This is a genomic window from Tumebacillus flagellatus (genome assembly GCF_000714935.1).
Lineage (GTDB): Bacteria > Bacillota > Bacilli > Tumebacillales > Tumebacillaceae > Tumebacillus > Tumebacillus flagellatus.
In genome coordinates this window covers 93,250-109,239 of the sequence record NZ_JMIR01000005.1, presented here as the reverse complement: position 1 = coordinate 109,239, position 15,990 = coordinate 93,250, and the positions used below count along the sequence as shown (strand labels likewise).

16 protein-coding genes are annotated in these 15,990 nt (G+C 50.5%); 4 read left to right on the top strand and 12 right to left on the bottom strand.

Annotation, left to right across the window (positions count from 1 at the left end; all coding sequences use genetic code 11):
- From EL26_RS05460 to EL26_RS05450, 3 genes are all read left to right on the top strand, one after another.
- The gene (locus EL26_RS05460; protein ID WP_038085382.1) at positions 1-468 is read left to right on the top strand and encodes an SRPBCC family protein; all 468 of its coding nucleotides are present in this window, start codon (positions 1-3) and stop codon (positions 466-468) included.
- 91 nt (positions 469-559) lie between these two features.
- On the top strand, positions 560-1,546 hold the full coding sequence (locus tag EL26_RS05455) for an aromatic ring-hydroxylating oxygenase subunit alpha (RefSeq protein WP_052036027.1): 987 nt from the start codon (positions 560-562) through the stop codon (positions 1,544-1,546).
- Positions 1,543-2,172, top strand: coding sequence for an O-methyltransferase (locus EL26_RS05450; protein ID WP_052036026.1), 630 nt, complete (start codon positions 1,543-1,545; stop codon positions 2,170-2,172). The genes EL26_RS05455 and EL26_RS05450 overlap by 4 nt, the downstream gene beginning before the upstream one ends.
- A gap of 55 nt (positions 2,173-2,227) precedes the next feature.
- On the opposite strand, the gene EL26_RS05445 is transcribed toward EL26_RS05450, so the two are convergent.
- From EL26_RS05445 to EL26_RS05400, 12 genes are all read right to left on the bottom strand, one after another.
- Positions 2,228-5,389: a type I restriction endonuclease subunit R gene (locus EL26_RS05445; protein ID WP_038085380.1), complete on the bottom strand. Its 3,162-nt coding sequence runs from the start codon at positions 5,387-5,389 to the stop codon at positions 2,228-2,230.
- 15 nt (positions 5,390-5,404) lie between these two features.
- The gene (locus EL26_RS24435) at positions 5,405-6,679 is read right to left on the bottom strand and encodes a restriction endonuclease subunit S (RefSeq protein ID WP_161780664.1); all 1,275 of its coding nucleotides are present in this window, start codon (positions 6,677-6,679) and stop codon (positions 5,405-5,407) included.
- Positions 6,669-8,195 (bottom strand): class I SAM-dependent DNA methyltransferase, encoded by a 1,527-nt coding sequence (locus tag EL26_RS05435; RefSeq protein ID WP_038085378.1) that lies wholly within the window; start codon positions 8,193-8,195, stop codon positions 6,669-6,671. Before EL26_RS05435 ends, EL26_RS24435 begins: the two co-directional genes overlap by 11 nt.
- A 199-nt stretch (positions 8,196-8,394) precedes the next feature.
- Entirely contained in the window at positions 8,395-9,000 is a 606-nt protein-coding gene (locus EL26_RS05430) for a hypothetical protein (protein WP_038085376.1), read from the bottom strand.
- A 21-nt stretch (positions 9,001-9,021) separates the two neighbouring features.
- On the bottom strand, positions 9,022-9,558 hold the full coding sequence (locus EL26_RS24430) for a matrixin family metalloprotease (RefSeq protein ID WP_238546061.1): 537 nt from the start codon (positions 9,556-9,558) through the stop codon (positions 9,022-9,024).
- Positions 9,559-9,735: 177 nt separating this feature from the next.
- Positions 9,736-10,305, bottom strand: coding sequence for a hypothetical protein (locus EL26_RS05425; protein ID WP_038085373.1), 570 nt, complete (start codon positions 10,303-10,305; stop codon positions 9,736-9,738).
- The gene (locus tag EL26_RS05420) at positions 10,302-11,594 is read right to left on the bottom strand and encodes a helix-turn-helix domain-containing protein (RefSeq protein WP_038085371.1); all 1,293 of its coding nucleotides are present in this window, start codon (positions 11,592-11,594) and stop codon (positions 10,302-10,304) included. Before EL26_RS05420 ends, EL26_RS05425 begins: the two co-directional genes overlap by 4 nt.
- A 163-nt stretch (positions 11,595-11,757) precedes the next feature.
- Positions 11,758-11,895, bottom strand: a complete 138-nt coding sequence (locus EL26_RS25345; RefSeq protein WP_161780663.1) for a hypothetical protein — start codon at positions 11,893-11,895, stop codon at positions 11,758-11,760.
- A 1-nt stretch (position 11,896) separates the two neighbouring features.
- Entirely contained in the window at positions 11,897-13,081 is a 1,185-nt protein-coding gene (locus EL26_RS05415; protein WP_038085370.1) for a hypothetical protein, read from the bottom strand.
- Between the two features lie 179 nt (positions 13,082-13,260).
- Positions 13,261-13,653: a GNAT family N-acetyltransferase gene (locus EL26_RS05410; RefSeq protein WP_038085368.1), complete on the bottom strand. Its 393-nt coding sequence runs from the start codon at positions 13,651-13,653 to the stop codon at positions 13,261-13,263.
- Positions 13,650-14,891, bottom strand: coding sequence for an MFS transporter (locus tag EL26_RS05405; RefSeq protein ID WP_038085366.1), 1,242 nt, complete (start codon positions 14,889-14,891; stop codon positions 13,650-13,652). Before EL26_RS05405 ends, EL26_RS05410 begins: the two co-directional genes overlap by 4 nt.
- Before the next feature lie 27 nt (positions 14,892-14,918).
- A complete protein-coding gene (locus EL26_RS05400) occupies positions 14,919-15,404 on the bottom strand; it encodes an ArsR/SmtB family transcription factor (protein WP_052036024.1) in 486 nt (161 codons plus the stop codon).
- A 246-nt stretch (positions 15,405-15,650) separates the two neighbouring features.
- Between EL26_RS05400 and EL26_RS05395 the strand changes: the two genes are divergently transcribed.
- A complete protein-coding gene (locus tag EL26_RS05395) occupies positions 15,651-15,875 on the top strand; it encodes a hypothetical protein (RefSeq protein WP_038085364.1) in 225 nt (74 codons plus the stop codon).
- The last annotated feature ends 115 nt before the right edge of the window (positions 15,876-15,990 follow it).

Here is a 15,990-nt window from a genome sequence, read left to right as displayed (position 1 = left end):
ATGCCGGTCATCCGAACGGAAGTCTACATAGAAGCGACGCCGGAGGTCTGTTTTGACCTGTTTCGCGACATGACGCTGCACGAACAGTCGGCGGGTCAGACCCGTGAACGCGTGATCTCCGGCACGAAGGGCTTGATCGGGCTTGGCGAAGACGTGACGTTTGAAGCCCGTCATTTCGGGCTGCGTTTGCGGTTGACGGCGCGGATTACGGAGTTTGAGCCGCCGCACCGCTTCGTGGACGAGATGGTGCGGGGCGCGTTTCGCGAGATGAAGCATACGCATGAGTTTTTTCCGCACGATGGCGGGACGTTGGTTGTGGATACGTTTGCCTACGTCTCTCCTCTGGGCTGGCTGGGGAGGCTTGCGGATGTCCTTTTTTTGAAACGATACATGCGTCGGTTTCTGATGCGGCGCAATCTCTACGTCCGCTCTCTGGTTCACTACAAAAAGACTCGCGCAGGCTCTTGACCTTGCGCGAGTCTTTTTTGACTTCGTTTCACATCTCCTCTCCCCTGCATAGTCTGCATTGTCACACGGCACGACTTTTCGAGGTGATTCGATGAAAAATGCCTGGTACATCGCGGCGACCAGCGCCGAGTTGACGGAAGACGACCTGCTCTCCTGCACGATTGGGGAGGAAGAGATCGTCCTCTACCGCGACTCCTCCGGCACGGCGCGCGCGCTGCAAGACCAATGCCCGCATCGCGGGGCGCGGTTGTCGGACGGCACCCAAACGGACAACAGCATCGCCTGCCCGTTTCACGGTTGGCAATTCGACCCCGACGGCCGCTGCACGTACATCCCGTCCAACGGCGCGGAGGCACCGATCCCGCCCGCTGCGGCGGTGCGCGTCTACCCCGTCCAAGAAGTCGCCGGTCACATCTGGGTCTATCTCGGCAGTTCGTTTCCCCCGCCGGAGTTGAAACTGCCGGCGGAACTGACCGCCCCGGCGTGGCATGCCGTTCCTTTTTCCGCGCGCTGGGAAGCGCACCTCACCCGCGTCGTGGAAAGCGTTCTCGACGTTTCGCATCTGCCGTTTGTCCACCCGATCACGACGGGCGACGTGGACCCGCGCGTCGACGGCCCGGAATTCACAGCGACGGACGACGAGATTTGCGTGGTCGCCAAGCCCTTTCACCCACTCTTGCGAACGCCGCTCAACGAACCGGATCACCGGGAAGCGTCCACGATTACGCTCTACTTTCCCAACCAATTGATTTTGCGCACAAACATGGCGCAAGAAAACCAGATGGCGACGTATCTCGCCCTGACGCCCACCCGCGAGAACGGAGTTGACGAGACGGTGATCTACGGCCTCGCGCTGCGGAATTTTTTGCAAGACGTGGACGTGATCGACGATGTGCATTACGAACACAACGTCACCGTGCTCGACGAAGACCGCCCGGTGGTGGAAGGATTGCGTCCGAAGCACGTGCCGCTGGACGTGAGCTCGGAAGTGCACGTGCGCTCCGACGCCCAGCAAGTCCGCTACCGCCTGATGCTGAAAAAAGCGCTCCAACAAGAGTCCGAGGAGGATACCCGATGAGAGACGAGCGCATCTTGCAGACGCTCAAAGACTTGGAAGAGCTGGAGAACCAACCGGATTTGGAAGAAGGCTTGTGGCGCATCTCGTTTGAGACCGGGATGCTGTTCAACGTGCTGTTGCGCCACAGCGGCGCCAAGCGAATTTTGGAAGTCGGCACGTCGAGCGGCTATTCGACGCTGTTCCTCGCCGAAGCGGCGCGTGCGAACGGCGGCAAAGTCACGACGTGCGAGATGAGCGAGTTCAAGATCAAACTCGCCCGCGAGACGTTCGAGAAAGCGGGGCTCACCGAGTACATCGAGTTGGTGGAAGGCAACGCGCTGGAAAAAATCGACGAGCTCGAAGGCCCGTGGGACTTCGTGTTCCTCGACGGGATGAAAGACGAGTACACGTTCTACCTCGCCTCCCTCTGGCCCAAGATGCGCCCCGGCGGCTTGGTCGTCGCCGACAACATGCTCTCCCACGACGGGTACATCGGGATTGAGGCGTATAAGTTTACCGTCGACCTGCTGGATGATGCGGCCAACGTGCTCGTGCCGGTCGGGTCGGGGGATCTGTTCACGTGCAAGTTGGATGAGGAAGCTGAGGATAAGGAGGAAGGCGAGGGCGACGAGGACAAGGACAAATAGAAAAAATCCGCCGGTGATCGGCGGATTTTTTGTTTTCGATTCTTAGGTTCGGAGTCTATTCCTCCTCCGACTCATTCTGACACATCAGCTCGGCCTGTTGAAGCACCAAATCGATCGCCATCTTCTCAAGATCAGGTGGATAGCCGTATTTCTTGAGCAGGCGTTTTACCGTGATCCTCATCTGCGCCCGCACATTTTCCCGCAGCGTCCAGTCCACTTTGATGTTGCTTTTGATCGCGGCGGTCAATTCGTGGGCGATTTGCTTGAGGACGGCGTCCCCCATCACTTGCTTGGCGGACTCGTTGGAAGCGAGTGCATCGTAGAAGGCGACTTCCTCTTGGATCAGCCCTAAGTCCTCGCCGCGCTTGACGGCTTCGTTCATATCCTTTGCCATCTTGATCAGTTCTTCGATGACGGCGGTGGTTTCCACGGTACGATTGTTGTATTTACGAACCGCTTCTTGAAGCATATCGGAGAACTTTTTCGACTGCACGACATTCACTCGCGAAACGGCTTTGACTTTGCCCTGCAACAAACGACGGAGCAGTTCCACGGCGAGGTTTCTTTCTCGTAAACCTCGAACATGCTCCAAAAACTCATCTGACAAGATCGCGATGTTGGGCTTGCGCAAACCGACTTCCTTCAGAATGTCCACGACTTTCTCGGACATGACCGACTTGGAAATCAGTTGGTTCAGTTGAGCGTCCAATTCGTTGCCGGTTTTCTTTTTGTTTTCCGTGGTAATGAGTTTGACGATCCCGGACTTGACCGCTTTGTAGAACCCGATTTCTAAATTCGCTTGCTCCGCTGCAAGTGTGGTTGAACAAAGCGCATAGGCACGGGCAAGTTCAGTCGTAAAGTTGAGAAAATTACGTTTGTTCTGCTCCCCAAGCCCTAGAACATAATCCACGGTTCCCACGATGGCCTTCATTCGCTCAGAGGCTTTCTCCGAGGCGAATTTGTCGTAGTTATGCCCGTGCAAAAGTTCACGAATGAGTTGCAGCTTTTCCATCATGAAATCGACAGCTTGGTCCGTATCAATTCCCGCTGTTCTCCGGTCATTTTCGGTGTATTGTTGAAGCGCGGTTTTCAGCATGTCGGCAATGCCGATGTAGTCCACGATCAGTCCGCCCGGCTTGTCGCGGAAGACTCGGTTGACGCGGGCGATTGCCTGCATCAGATTGTGACCCTTCATCGGCTTGTCGATGTACATCGTGTTCATACTGGGCACATCAAACCCTGTCAGCCACATGTCGCGGACGATGACGATTTCAAGTTCGTCGTTGGTGTCCTTCATCCGCTTTGCCAAAAATTCACGGCGGCGTTTCGTGCCGATAAAGGGCTGCCAATCTTCCGGGTCGCTTGAACTGCCCGTCATGACGATCTTGATCTTGCCTTTGCTGTCGTCGTCGCTGTGCCAATCAGGGCGTAAAGCTGTGATGGCTTTGTACATGTCGATGGCGATTCGCCGCGACATGACGACGATCATAGCTTTGCCGCGCATGGCACCTTTACGAGTTTCGAAGTGGTTCACGAGATCACGGGCAACCAACTTAACACGCTTCTCCGCACCCGCCAATGCTTCCAGACGCGCCCATTTGGACTTCAAGCGTTCCTGCTGTGTGTATTCTTGGTATTCTGTAATTTCTTCGTACTCTTCGTCGATAATCGGCAGTTCTCGGGGTGAAAGCTCTAGACGGGCGATCCGGCTTTCGTAATAGATCTTCACCGTCGTGCCGTCCTCTACGGCGCGGGTCATATCGTAAACGTCGATATATTCGCCGAAGACGGCAGGTGTGTTTTTGTCCGTGAGTTCGACTGGAGTTCCCGTAAAACCGATGAAAGAGGCGTTGGGCAGCGCATCACGCATGTATTTGGCGTAACCGTATTTGATAGTGGCTTCGTCTTGGTCTTGAATCAACTCAGCTTGGAAACCGTATTGACTGCGGTGTGCTTCGTCGGCGATGACGATGACATTTCGACGGTCGGTGAGAACGGGGTACTGACCCTCGTTCTCTTCCGGTGTAAATTTGTGAACCGTCGTGAAGATGATGCCGCCGGACTCCACGGACAACAACTCTCTCAAGTGCGCTCTGTCATTGGCTTGTTGCGGTGTTTGGCGCAACAGGTCTTTGGATTTGCCGAACGTGGTGTACAGCTGTTCATCGAGATCGTTTCGGTCTGTCACGATGACGAGCGTGGGGTTGTCCAGCGTAAGCACAAGTTTCCCCGCGTAGAAGACCATCGAGAAGCTTTTGCCGGAGCCTTGGGTGTGCCAGATGACGCCGATTTTGCGGTCTCCTTCCGTCGTGGTTGCACGAATGGTATTGAGCACAGCTTTGTTCGTAGCGTGGTATTGGTGGTAGCCGGCGAGAATTTTGTAGAGTTGTTCGCCGTCTGTTTGGTACATGACGAAGTGCTTGATGATGTCGAGCAGGCGGTTTTTTTCAAACATGCCTTGGATCAGCACTTCCAGTTGCGGCAAGGACGACGGGGCGACTTCCTCCCCGTCGATGGTGCGCCACATCATGAATCGTTCCTCGTCGGCGGTCAGCGTTCCGACACGGGCGTTCACGCCGTCGCTGATGACTAGGAAGGAGTTGTAGGTGAAGAGCGACGGAATTGTTTTTTTGTAGGTCTGCACTTGGTTGAACGCGTCGCTGATTCCTACTTCTTCGTTGGAGGCGCTCTTGAGTTCGATGACGGCGAGGGGCAAGCCGTTTACGAACACGACCAGATCAGGGCGTTTGTCTGCCCATTGATCCGCTCGATTTTCACCTCGGTTTTCGAGGAGCGTGAACTGGTTGACCACGAGGAAGTCGTTGTTTTTTTCGATCCGGTCGGGGTGCAAGTCGAACAACCAGACTTTCACCGTCGGGTATTCGCCGTCGGCGTTTCGGTATTGGACGTCGATGCCGTCAGTGATCATGGTCTGGAAGGCTTTGTTGTTGAGGAGCAAGCTTGGGCTGCGCGGGACTTCGATGATGCGGATGGCTTCCTCGATCGCTTCCAGAGGGAGGCCGCGGTTGATACGGAGCAACGCTTGACGCAGACGGCCTTTGAGGATGACGTCTTGGTAGGTCTCGCGTTCGGCGGATTCTCCCTCGGGGGCGATGGCGGGGCCATAGGCTGTTTCGTAGTGCAGTTCTTCAAACCATTCTAACGCGGCTTGTTCCAGGTCGCTCTCGGTGTAGGGATTGGGGGTGTTCTGGGACATGGCGCACCTCCTTGGTCACTCTTGAGGGATGGGCACTCGGATTTCTCCGGACATGAGTTTTGGGAGCAGGGTGTCCCGGATATTAGCAAGAGATTGATTCTGAATAGAGTTCAAGGATTTCTTTATGTGAATACTCGACACAGCCTCACTAAATTTTCGTAGCATTTCCATACCACCATATGCAAATTTATAAGTAAGAGTGGCTTTAGGATTTGCTCTTTGCCGACTATTTGTCGAACCAGTGGCATTACTAATTAGAAATTGCGTGAATGCATCTGAATCAAGTAATGAATAGAAAAATCCGTAAAGTTCTCTTGCTTTAGGAACATAATTCATAAACTCTGTAGAACAAACTGCATCGTCCGTCAAGCAAAATGGCATCCAAATTCTCTTAGTTGCTGGATTCAGCTTCGAAACTAATATAGAATCTCTACAAACTACATACTTACTACTCTTAATTTCTGAGCCCGCTTCAAATACAGGCATACCTCCTTGATCAAAAGCAGGGATACTGTAATGTTCAAAAGTTACATCAGGGAAAGTAGAAGGATTTACTGTCTTAGTGCTGAGCATACAGAACTCATTTAAGGAGGCTACTCTCCACCCCTTTGGAATCAATCCCAACTCGCTCTCCTCAAATTCACCACCGCTCGATTTGTAAGGTTTTCCATGTTCGTTCGGAAACTCAAAATCGACAAACCAATGTTTGAAAAGTGCTTGAAGCATATCTTCGAGATTACGGTTGATTGCATTGTTAATCTCGATCTTTTCGTCAAGTGCTCCAAGAATATTCGCGATCTGTTCTTGGATTTGGATATTAGGCACCCTAATTTTAAACTTCATGCAGTCAGGAACTCGTATATGACTTACTGTCGAACCGGTGCCTTCATGAGAAAGAATCTGCCTCTGCATATAAGGACTTCGCATGGAATATAATAAAAACTTTGGATTTAGCACTTGTGGATTTGCTCTAAATTGTACAAGCCGTTGACCCAAAAAAATTTTATCATCCGTGGTCACCATTCCTACCTCACCAATTGGTGCCTCTCTAGTGAGAATTACGTCTCCGATTTGTGGGACAGACCTTCTTGTCCAAATCCTATAGGTATCCTCATCGACATACTTTACTGAAGCAAGGTCAATTTTTCCGTTTTTTACGTTGGTTGTTCTTATCATCTTATATTCGGAAACGCGGTCTATCGTAGGCGCTGTCTTGTTAACACAATCTACGATAGATTCACAAACATCGCTAATTGATACTTCTTCCCAGCCTATGTTCTCAGAACTCAAAACCAATCCCCCCGAGTTGCTTCATAATTGTTTCTTCAAGTTGTCTGGATTTTAAAAATTGTTCAGCTAGTTCTGATGTCAGGCGTTCCATTTTCTCTTCAAATGGCTCTCCATCTTCTTCAACATCCTCAATTCCTACATAACGTCCAGGTGTTAAGATATATTCATGCCCTTTGATTTCACTCAAATTTACTGCCTTGTTGAATCCTAGTACATCTCCGTAGTATCCTGCTTTGCTTTGCCCACGCCATGCATGATAAGTATCAGTAATCTTCCGAATATCCTCTTCACTTAACTCACGATGCGTTCGATCCACCATGAAGCCCATCTTTCGTGCATCAATAAATAAGGTTTCACCACGGCGGTCACGGAGATCCTTCGGTGCTTTATTCTTGGCAATAAACCAAAGAGAAACTGGAATTTGTGTTGAATAGAAGAGCTGTCCCGGTAAGGTTACGATACAATCCACTAAATCGGCGTCTACTAGCTTTCTACGAATCTCTCTTTCTGCTACATTACTCGTCGACATTGAGCCATTCGCCAATACAAATCCCGCTATCCCGCTAGGTGCTAACTTATTTACAATATGTTGAATCCACGCATAGTTGGCATTTCCCATTGGTGGAACACCATAGCTCCAACGTATATCATCCACTAATCGTTCTCCGCCCCAGTCACTGATGTTGAAAGGCGGGTTGGCGAGGATGTAATCCGCCTTGAGGTTCTTGTGCAGGTCGTTGTGGAACGTGTCAGCATGCGACTCGCCAAGGTTGCTGTCAATGCCGCGAATCGCCAAGTTCATCTTGCACAGGCGCCAAGTGGTCGGATTCGACTCTTGACCGTATACCGCGATGTCGCCGACCTTGCCTTGATGCTCCTCGACGAATTTCTCACTTTGGACGAACATGCCGCCAGAACCGCAGCACGGGTCGTAGACACGTCCTTTGTACGGTTGGATCATCTCAACCAGCAGTTTTACGACGCTGTTCGGCGTGTAGAATTCGCCGCCGTTCTTGCCTTCTGCGCTTGCGAATTTACTAAGGAAATACTCGTACACACGCCCCAAGATATCCTTCGCTCGGCTGTTTGTGTCCCCCACTTTAATGGTGGAAAAAAGGTCGATGACTTCGCCAAGGCGCGTCTTATCCAATGCCGGACGTGCAAAATCTTTCGGCAAAACCCCTTTGAGCGACGCATTTTCTTTTTCAATCGCAATCATGGCGTTGTCGACGATCTGACCGATTCCCGGCTTCTTCGCATTGTCCTTGATGTAGCTCCAACGCGCTTCTTTCGGCACCCAGAAGATGTTCTCCGCGATATACTCGTCCCGATCTTCAGGATCAGCGTAGGGCTCGTTCTTAAGAGCTTCGAATTTTTCCTCGAATGCATCCGATACATACTTCAAGAACAGCAGCCCGAGTGCCACATGCTTATATTCGGCGGCATCCATACTGCCGCGCAATTTATCTGCAAGACTCCACAGTTTTTCTTCAAATCCAATGTTGGCTGTAGCCATTACAATAAAATCCTCCTAAAAGCTGTAATTGTCGATAGGTACATTGTATCATATCTTTTTTGTAGATAGTCTTGATAGAGATCTCATTTCTACTTATTTCGGACCCGCAGAACCACACACGCTGAACATTTGACTCTCCAAACCCTTTTTACAGAAAAAAAGCGTCGACCATTCAAAGGTCGACGTCCTCTTGTTGCTGCTATTTGTTTTTCATCTTGGTCTTGAAGTCTTCGAACTTCATTATCGGAAATTTATCGGCGAGTTGCTTTTCATTCGACTTCAACTCAACTTGATTGTTTTTCAAGGCAAAGAAAAACGGTTGTCCTACATTGAAAAACCTTCCGGAAGTCTCGGACTTTTGTGCGAAGAAGACATAGTCTTCGCCTTCCTTTAAGCCTACATATTGGTCAGAAACAGTGGAAGGTGCATTCTTACCAAACCGAACGCTCCGGGTCTCTGTCACCAAGATTTCCTTCTCTGTTATTTCCCCCTTAAGTACCTCGGATACTTTAACTTTGTAGTCTACGCCTTCTACATAATTTTCCGGGTCTTCTTTGGCCGAATCTTGCACATCACGGGCAAAATTCCGTGTCCCCGCTACTCCTTCCACTTTCCCAACAAGCACATAGGTTGCAGCATTCACGAGACTGGTCATATCTCGATGGATCGGTATGTCTGAATGACTTGTTGTAACTACCGAAGCCGCCTGATTTGTTGCGTTTCCAACCGTGGTACTACTGAAATAAATGACTGCTACAAGAAACGGCACAGCAAGAACCAAGGGCTTAACAATGGTTTTTTTCATTAAAATAACCCCACTCAACAATTAATATCCGTACTTTGCGTTTACACCGTTGATATCATCTTGCTGCGGGATATAGGTTACGGCCCGATTTCGACTTGAGTTCATAATCGCAGGGGAAGAAAAAGTGTCAGCCAATCCTAAACCATGTCCTAGTTCATGAACAGCTGCACTTCTCGCGACATTGGCGGTAGTAATATCATTATTTCCGATATTGATATTTGCGTTAAAATAAAGAATAACGTTGCCTTGAGTCGTTGTATATTTCTGACCATACAAGGCATCGTCTGCTACATTGATCGTGTTGAATGTGTTGGAGGAACCACTGTTGTAAGAAAAATACACCTTCGTCGGTGTAGCGCTCCAATCAGAAATTGCATTTTCAAATGCTGTGCGAGCAACTGATCCCGAAACTTGAAGATTACTTCCCCATCGATAGTTAAGACCAGAAACGCTGGAATTCCACGACCAAGAGTTAAGAGTATATGCGTGAGTTACTACGGGAAGAAGACCTACACCTGCCACTACAGAGAAAATCGCCAGATTCCTGAAAAGCCTCATTTTCAAAATACAAATCCTTTTATCTATATTATAAATAATTGTAACAACATGAATTCAATAAGTTAAATAAAGATAATTTTAATATTTTACTATAAGTTAAAATAAGACACCCTATCAGCGGCGTAAGGCGAGGACGAGGACAAATAGAAAAAATCCGCCGGTGATCGGCGGATTTTTCTATTTCACACCTCGATCAAGCACAGCCGCCACTCGCGCGTGCATCACCTTACACTCCTGCTCCATCCGACTCGACAACATCTCCAACAGTTCCTCGATCGGTTCCAACAACCCGTTCGCCTGAAAAATCTTCATCGCTTTCTCGATAAACGCACAAGCGGGTTTCGGCTTATCACGAGCCAACAGGAGATACGCGAAGTTTTTGAACGCCCGCCCCCGCTCTGGATGCTCTTGCGGCGCAATTCGCAGCGCATCGGCAACATATCGCCTTGCGTCTGCCAGAAAAACGGCCCCCTCCTCAGCGGCCCAGTAGTGAATCAGGCTCTCTTCGGCACGACTGTTTAGGTTCGCGACCACACGAATAAGCGAGAGATGGTTCAACAACTCCTCCAAATCCAGCTCCACCGTCAAATCTTGACCATATTCGTGTGCCACGTTGGCCCGATCCACCGGATTGATTCTGTGAAGCGAGTGCCCGAGGGCGTTTTCCAACATCATCATGAGGAGGTGCGCCCCCGACTCCATTCCGATAAATTCGTTCACGTTCCTCGGCAACACCATCTGACTCACAACACGATCCCCCTCTGCTCTCTCACTTGGCGATTGAACGACCACATCTCATGCATCACGCGCAACGCGCTCTGACAATCGTGGTTCGCCTCGTACAAACGAGAAAGTTCCTGCATGGTCTCTTCATACTCCGCTTGGCACTCCGTGAGCTTAAAGCAGTCAGCCGCCTGCTTCATATATTTCACTGCGGCAGCCTGCTGATTACGCGATTGTGCAATTTTTGCGTACACGTTGGCGACCCACGCTTGATAAGGATGCACGGTGGGCAGGAGGCTTCTCGCTGTCTGGCAGGCTTCCTCCGCTTGATCGAGGTTCCCTCGTTTGAAGTAAAGCTTCGCAAGTTCGGTGACGGCGACTCCTGCTTCTTCCGACTGCTGCAATCGTCTGTATGCCTCTGCGACCTGCTCCAGGATGTGGATCGCTTTTTCTACATCGCCCGTTTCTCCATTCAGCAGAGCCAGTTGGAGTTGGAGTGCCAATTTTTCTTTTTGATCGTTCAAGGTTGTAAAGCAAAGTTGAGCACGGTGAGCAAAATCAGATGCTTGTGCATAGTCTTCTGTCGCCCGAGAGGATTGAGCCAACTTCAGATAAAGCTCTCCCAGTCCTCGCAGGTCTTCTCGCTCCTCGAAGATCGGCAACGCCAATTGGAGAGTGACCCTCGCTTTTTTCAAGTGGCCGGACCGCTTTTGGACTTCACCGAGTGTCAGCAGGAGAGAACTTTGGAGGTGGACATCGTTTTTTTCCAAGGAGCGGATTTTATCCAAGGCTAAAGTCAAGTAATGCTCCGCGATCTGGTAGCGTTTTTGTTTCATCGCGACATGCCCGAGTTGGTGCAAGACGCGAACGGTTAGAATCAGACTGCCGTTAACAGTACACGTATGATTTAACAGTTGTTGAAATGCTTCTTCTGCTTTGTGCAGTTGATGCAGATGAAGCAGACAGAACGCATGGTCATAACGAATCTCAAACGGGTCCAGCTTCCCGGTGTTGTCCTCCATGATTTTTTTCAAAATCGGCAACGCACTCGAAAACTCACCGGCTGACAGCATTCCTTTGGCGAGGCGGTACTCGCTGATCACCGCCATGTCCAGCTTGGAGTTGCCGATCAGTTCGTCCACGGAAATCTCTAATTTCTTGGCGATCTGTTCCAAGACGTGCCAGGAGGGTTTGGCTTTGTTTGCTTCTACTTGTGATAACATGGAAGGCGTGACGATGCCTTCTGCTAGTTGAGTTTGGGTCAGACCCTTTTTCATTCGGAACATGCGGAGACGTTCCCCGAAGGTTTCCATTGTGACCACCTCATTTCACTTAGTAACTGTTACTATGTTACCATCTAGATTTACAAAAGTACCGATTGTTTATCGCGCATCGTGGATACGTTATAAACAACAAATAAATCTGATAATTCCGTATCCATATAAAAAGCACCTCCGTTTTGGAGGTGCCAACGTGCTAGAGAATTGTTGGTTTGACCGAAGAAGGAATGATCGGTACTGTTTCTGCAAGCTTTCCAGTAGCAGTAGTAGAAATGCCGAGCAACAGCATTCCGCAAACAGCGATCAGCCCTGAAAGCAATACTACTTTTCTCATCCTACAACTCACCCCAATCCAAAAAGTTTGCAGCGCCAACACAAATCCGCTCCGCAAGAGTAGTGTAGAATAAATAGTTGTGTGAGTCATTAAGTGCCTTGTAATGATCTTGCAAGCATCTGCAAGCTACGTATCGGATCTTTACGCTGGAACCCTCATCATCCAGTACACTTTTGGCATGGCTTGGATCACCTGTAACGGCGGTCAAGAGGATCACTAATTTCCCGTTCAAATCGACCGTCTCGGAGTTGCTAGCCTCTGATAAGGCAATGTCAATTTGTTTTTTGGCTTCGTCTGTTGCCCTCAATTTAAGCAAAGTTTTGATTAATTCTTTTCGAGCGATCAAACGAGTTCGAGTGTCTTGTTCCAATCCTTCGATCGCTTTATAGAGAAGCTCTTCTGATTCTTCATATTCCCTCAGGAGATAGTGGTAGTGCGACAAGTTCAAACAAGCCCTTGCCACTTGGACGGGGTTCTCTGATTCCCTCGCGTATCGTAATGAATCAATCGCGTATCTTTTCGCAAAGATCAGATTTCCTCTGGATTCTTCAACCTTTGCTTTATGATAACTAATTGCTGATTGTCTACTTGGAATCGCCAAAAAGCAAGGGTCGATTTCATCAAGCAATCGAGCTGCTGACTCAAACTCTTGTTTTGCAGTATAGACAACCATTAATTGGTTTACAACACCAAATAACACGTCGGTCTCACCGTAAGTCTTGTGTAACTGTCCAGCCAATCGTCTTGCTTCCGTCAAGACCTGACAGGCATCATGAAACTTGAAAGACATAATATACGCGATACCAAGTCGGTGCAAGGCATGGCAACGTTCAGATATTCCATTCGCCTGTTTTTCTAAACGCAGTGCCAACTCCAATGCCTCCACAGGATTCTTCAAAGCCTTCACTAGCTGGGTTAACCGCTCAACTTCCTGATGTGAATCCGTTTGCAAAATCCTTGCAACAGGCATCTTCAAATCTTTTGCAATCACATCGAGTTCGAATGTGTAAATCACCCTGCGGGATTTCAGCATGTCGCGAAATGTTTGTTCACTCAGACCAATCCGAACTGACATCGCAGCAGTCGAGTACCGAGCGCCTTTTTCTTTCTTCAACTCCTCAATTCTGCGGCCCAATGGAATTCGGTCAGCCAAAGTATTCGAAGGTGCTTCAAGAGTGGTTGCCATAGCACTCCCTCCTGCTATACAAAAAATTTTCTTTTCTTTTAAGTAAAAAATCACCTATTCCAAGAAAGTATTATACATCTATTCGGATAGTTCTGCACATAGTTTCTAAAAAAACAATCAATTTTGCCCAATGGTGGCAGAATAGAAAATAAAAAATCCGCCCTCACAGGCGGATTTCTCTATTTCGTATTCGGAATCCAATACCCGCCCTTCGCCTCGGTAAACCCAACTTTCGGGTAATACTCCATGGCGGCCTTCGCCGCCAGCAGGAGGATCAGGACTTCTTCGCCGAGCAGGTCTCGCACGGTTTGGATCAGAGCGGTGCCGATGCCCTTTTTTTGATAATCCGGGTCGACGGCGAGGTCACAGAGGTAGCAGTCGAACGCGAAGTCGGTCAAACCTCGCGCATAGCCCACCAACCGCTCGCCGTCCCAGGCGGTGACGTGCAAGTTGGCATGCCGGAGCATCCGCCCCGCCCGCTCCGGGTCTTGCGGGCGCTGCATCCCCGAGCGGGCGCAGAGGGTGATGTATTGGTCGGTCGTGATGCGTCGTTCTGTCGAGTACGTGATCATGCGGCAGTTCTCTCTCCTCTAGATTGCAAATGTTCTGAATCGCGCGGCATGAAAAACAGGGTAACAACTCCCGCGAGCACCATCAACGCCCCGCCGCAGAAAATGAGCGGGCCGCTGTCATACGAGTGCGAGAAGACCGCCACCAGCGCCCCCGCCACCGGCATGAACATCGTGGAAATCGCCGTACCGACGCTGAATACCGTCGCTTGCTGGTGCTGAGGCACGACCGACTGGATGATCACCAACTCCGGGACGTTGATCGCCGTCATGCTCGCGCCGATCACGAAACTCGCCGCCAGAATCAGCCAGATGCCGGTGAAGTGCCCGACCGCCATCAGCATCGCGCCCTGCAAGATGCCCGCCCCGGCAAACAGCAAGCCGTTGCGCTTGATCGTCACTTTCGACAGCCACAACCCGACGAGGAGCGCCCCGATCATGCTGCCGGAACGCAGCATCGTCAGCTGAAACGCGCTCAAATGCAGGGAATCATGGATATACACCGGCAACAGCGATTCATACGGCTGATACCCCGCGTTGAGGAAGATGCAATAGACGTTCAACGCCATCAGAATCCGATAGCGGCGCAAGATCACAAAGCCTTCGCGAATTTGCGTCCAGTACGGGGTCTTCTCTTTTTTCCGTGCACCCGCCTCTACCGTCTGTTCGTTCGGGAGACGAATCGCCAAGACCAGCAACGCCGAAACCAAGAACAGCCCGACCGTGACCGTCAACGTGATCGCGGGAGAGAGAAACGTGATCATCGCCCCCGCCCCGGCGAGCGACACGAGGCGGGACACTTGGTTGGACGATTCCATCAAGGCGTTTGTTTTTTGCAACATGTCTTTGGAAACCAGTTGCGGCAAGAGCGCGACGGATGCCGGGTTGTAGATCGAGCCGCACACCGACTGCACAAACGCGACGACGTAAAACTGCCACACCGGCAAGACGCCGAGCGCATACGTCACGGGCACGCTGAGCACGATCAACGCCCGCAGCGCATCCGATTCAAACATCCGGCGCGTCAGCTTCCCCCGCGACAGCATCGGGCCGACAAACAAGCCGAGCGCCATCATCGGCACCAGCGCCGCCAAGTTCAACAGCGACGACGACACCCCGCCTCCGCCCAGATCGAGCATCAACCACACCAACGCCGTCCACGTGAAGTTGTCCGCCAACACTTTCAACAGCTTCGAGAGAAACAACAACCTGAAATTGCGGGACCACAGCGTTTCGCTCACCCGAACCCTCTCCCTTTTTGAAAAAAATTACTCTTCGCCTTCCGCTTTCATCTTCCCGAAGAACAGGTTGATCACGTACTCATCCCCTGTCACCTCGCGCATTTCGTACTTGTGCAACAGCCCGTGAAACTCCTCGAGAAACGCTTGCGCTTCCTCGGCCGACAAGATCATGCGCGACGCCACCCGCGTGCGGTTCTCCAAGAGTTGCTCAGAAATCGGAAACGAATCTTCCGCCAGCGTCTGCGTGTTGAATTGCGTGCCTTTCGACAGGTAATACTTCTCCACGACGCCCCCCACCGTGCGGGTGTCGACCAACTCCAACAAGTCGGCGTCATACAAGCGCTGCATGTGGTAATGGATGTTGCCCGGTGTCTTCTGCAACAGATCGGCGACCTGCTTCGCCGTGCGCGGCGTCTCGGCAATCAAGTTCATGATCTGCATCCGCAACGCGCTCGCCAGCAATTTGGACTGTTCCAGCGTGACGTCAATGACTTTCTTCTGCTTCTTCTCCATATGGACGGCCTCCTGATTTCACGTTCCTTGCACACGATCTGGATCATTCTAGATCAATCTGGAATTGCAGATCGGTTTGTAAATCCAGATTATTCGATGTGCCTGATTTTGTCAACTTATAATTCCTCGCAGGAATCCCTACCAATTCTTTCATTCATCGTCTATAATGTAGGATGCTACAAGGTATGAAACGCCCTGTTTTGTCACAATCTAAGAAAATGACGAGGATTAGGAGGATAGATTGGTATGGAAGGTTTTGAACGCAAGAGAGAAATCCTTGAACGCATGGTTGCCATCAACGGCGAACGCACCGCAGCCCTGTTGGATCAACGCATCGAAGAAAACCGTGTGGTGTTGGAGAACCTGCGCGCAGTAGGTGCTTCCCAGAATGTTCTCTACGACGTGGAGAAACAATACAACGACTCCAAGTTCTTGCGAGAAGCGTACGAAGCTCTCAAAGGCGAACTGTAATAAGAAAACCTGCCGCGCAGCTCGGCAGGTTTTTTTCATGCGCTGCCCCAAGACACGTCATGTCCCAAGACAGGCCGCCATAAGCATGGTACAAGGGTTTCCCGCAGATTGTTTG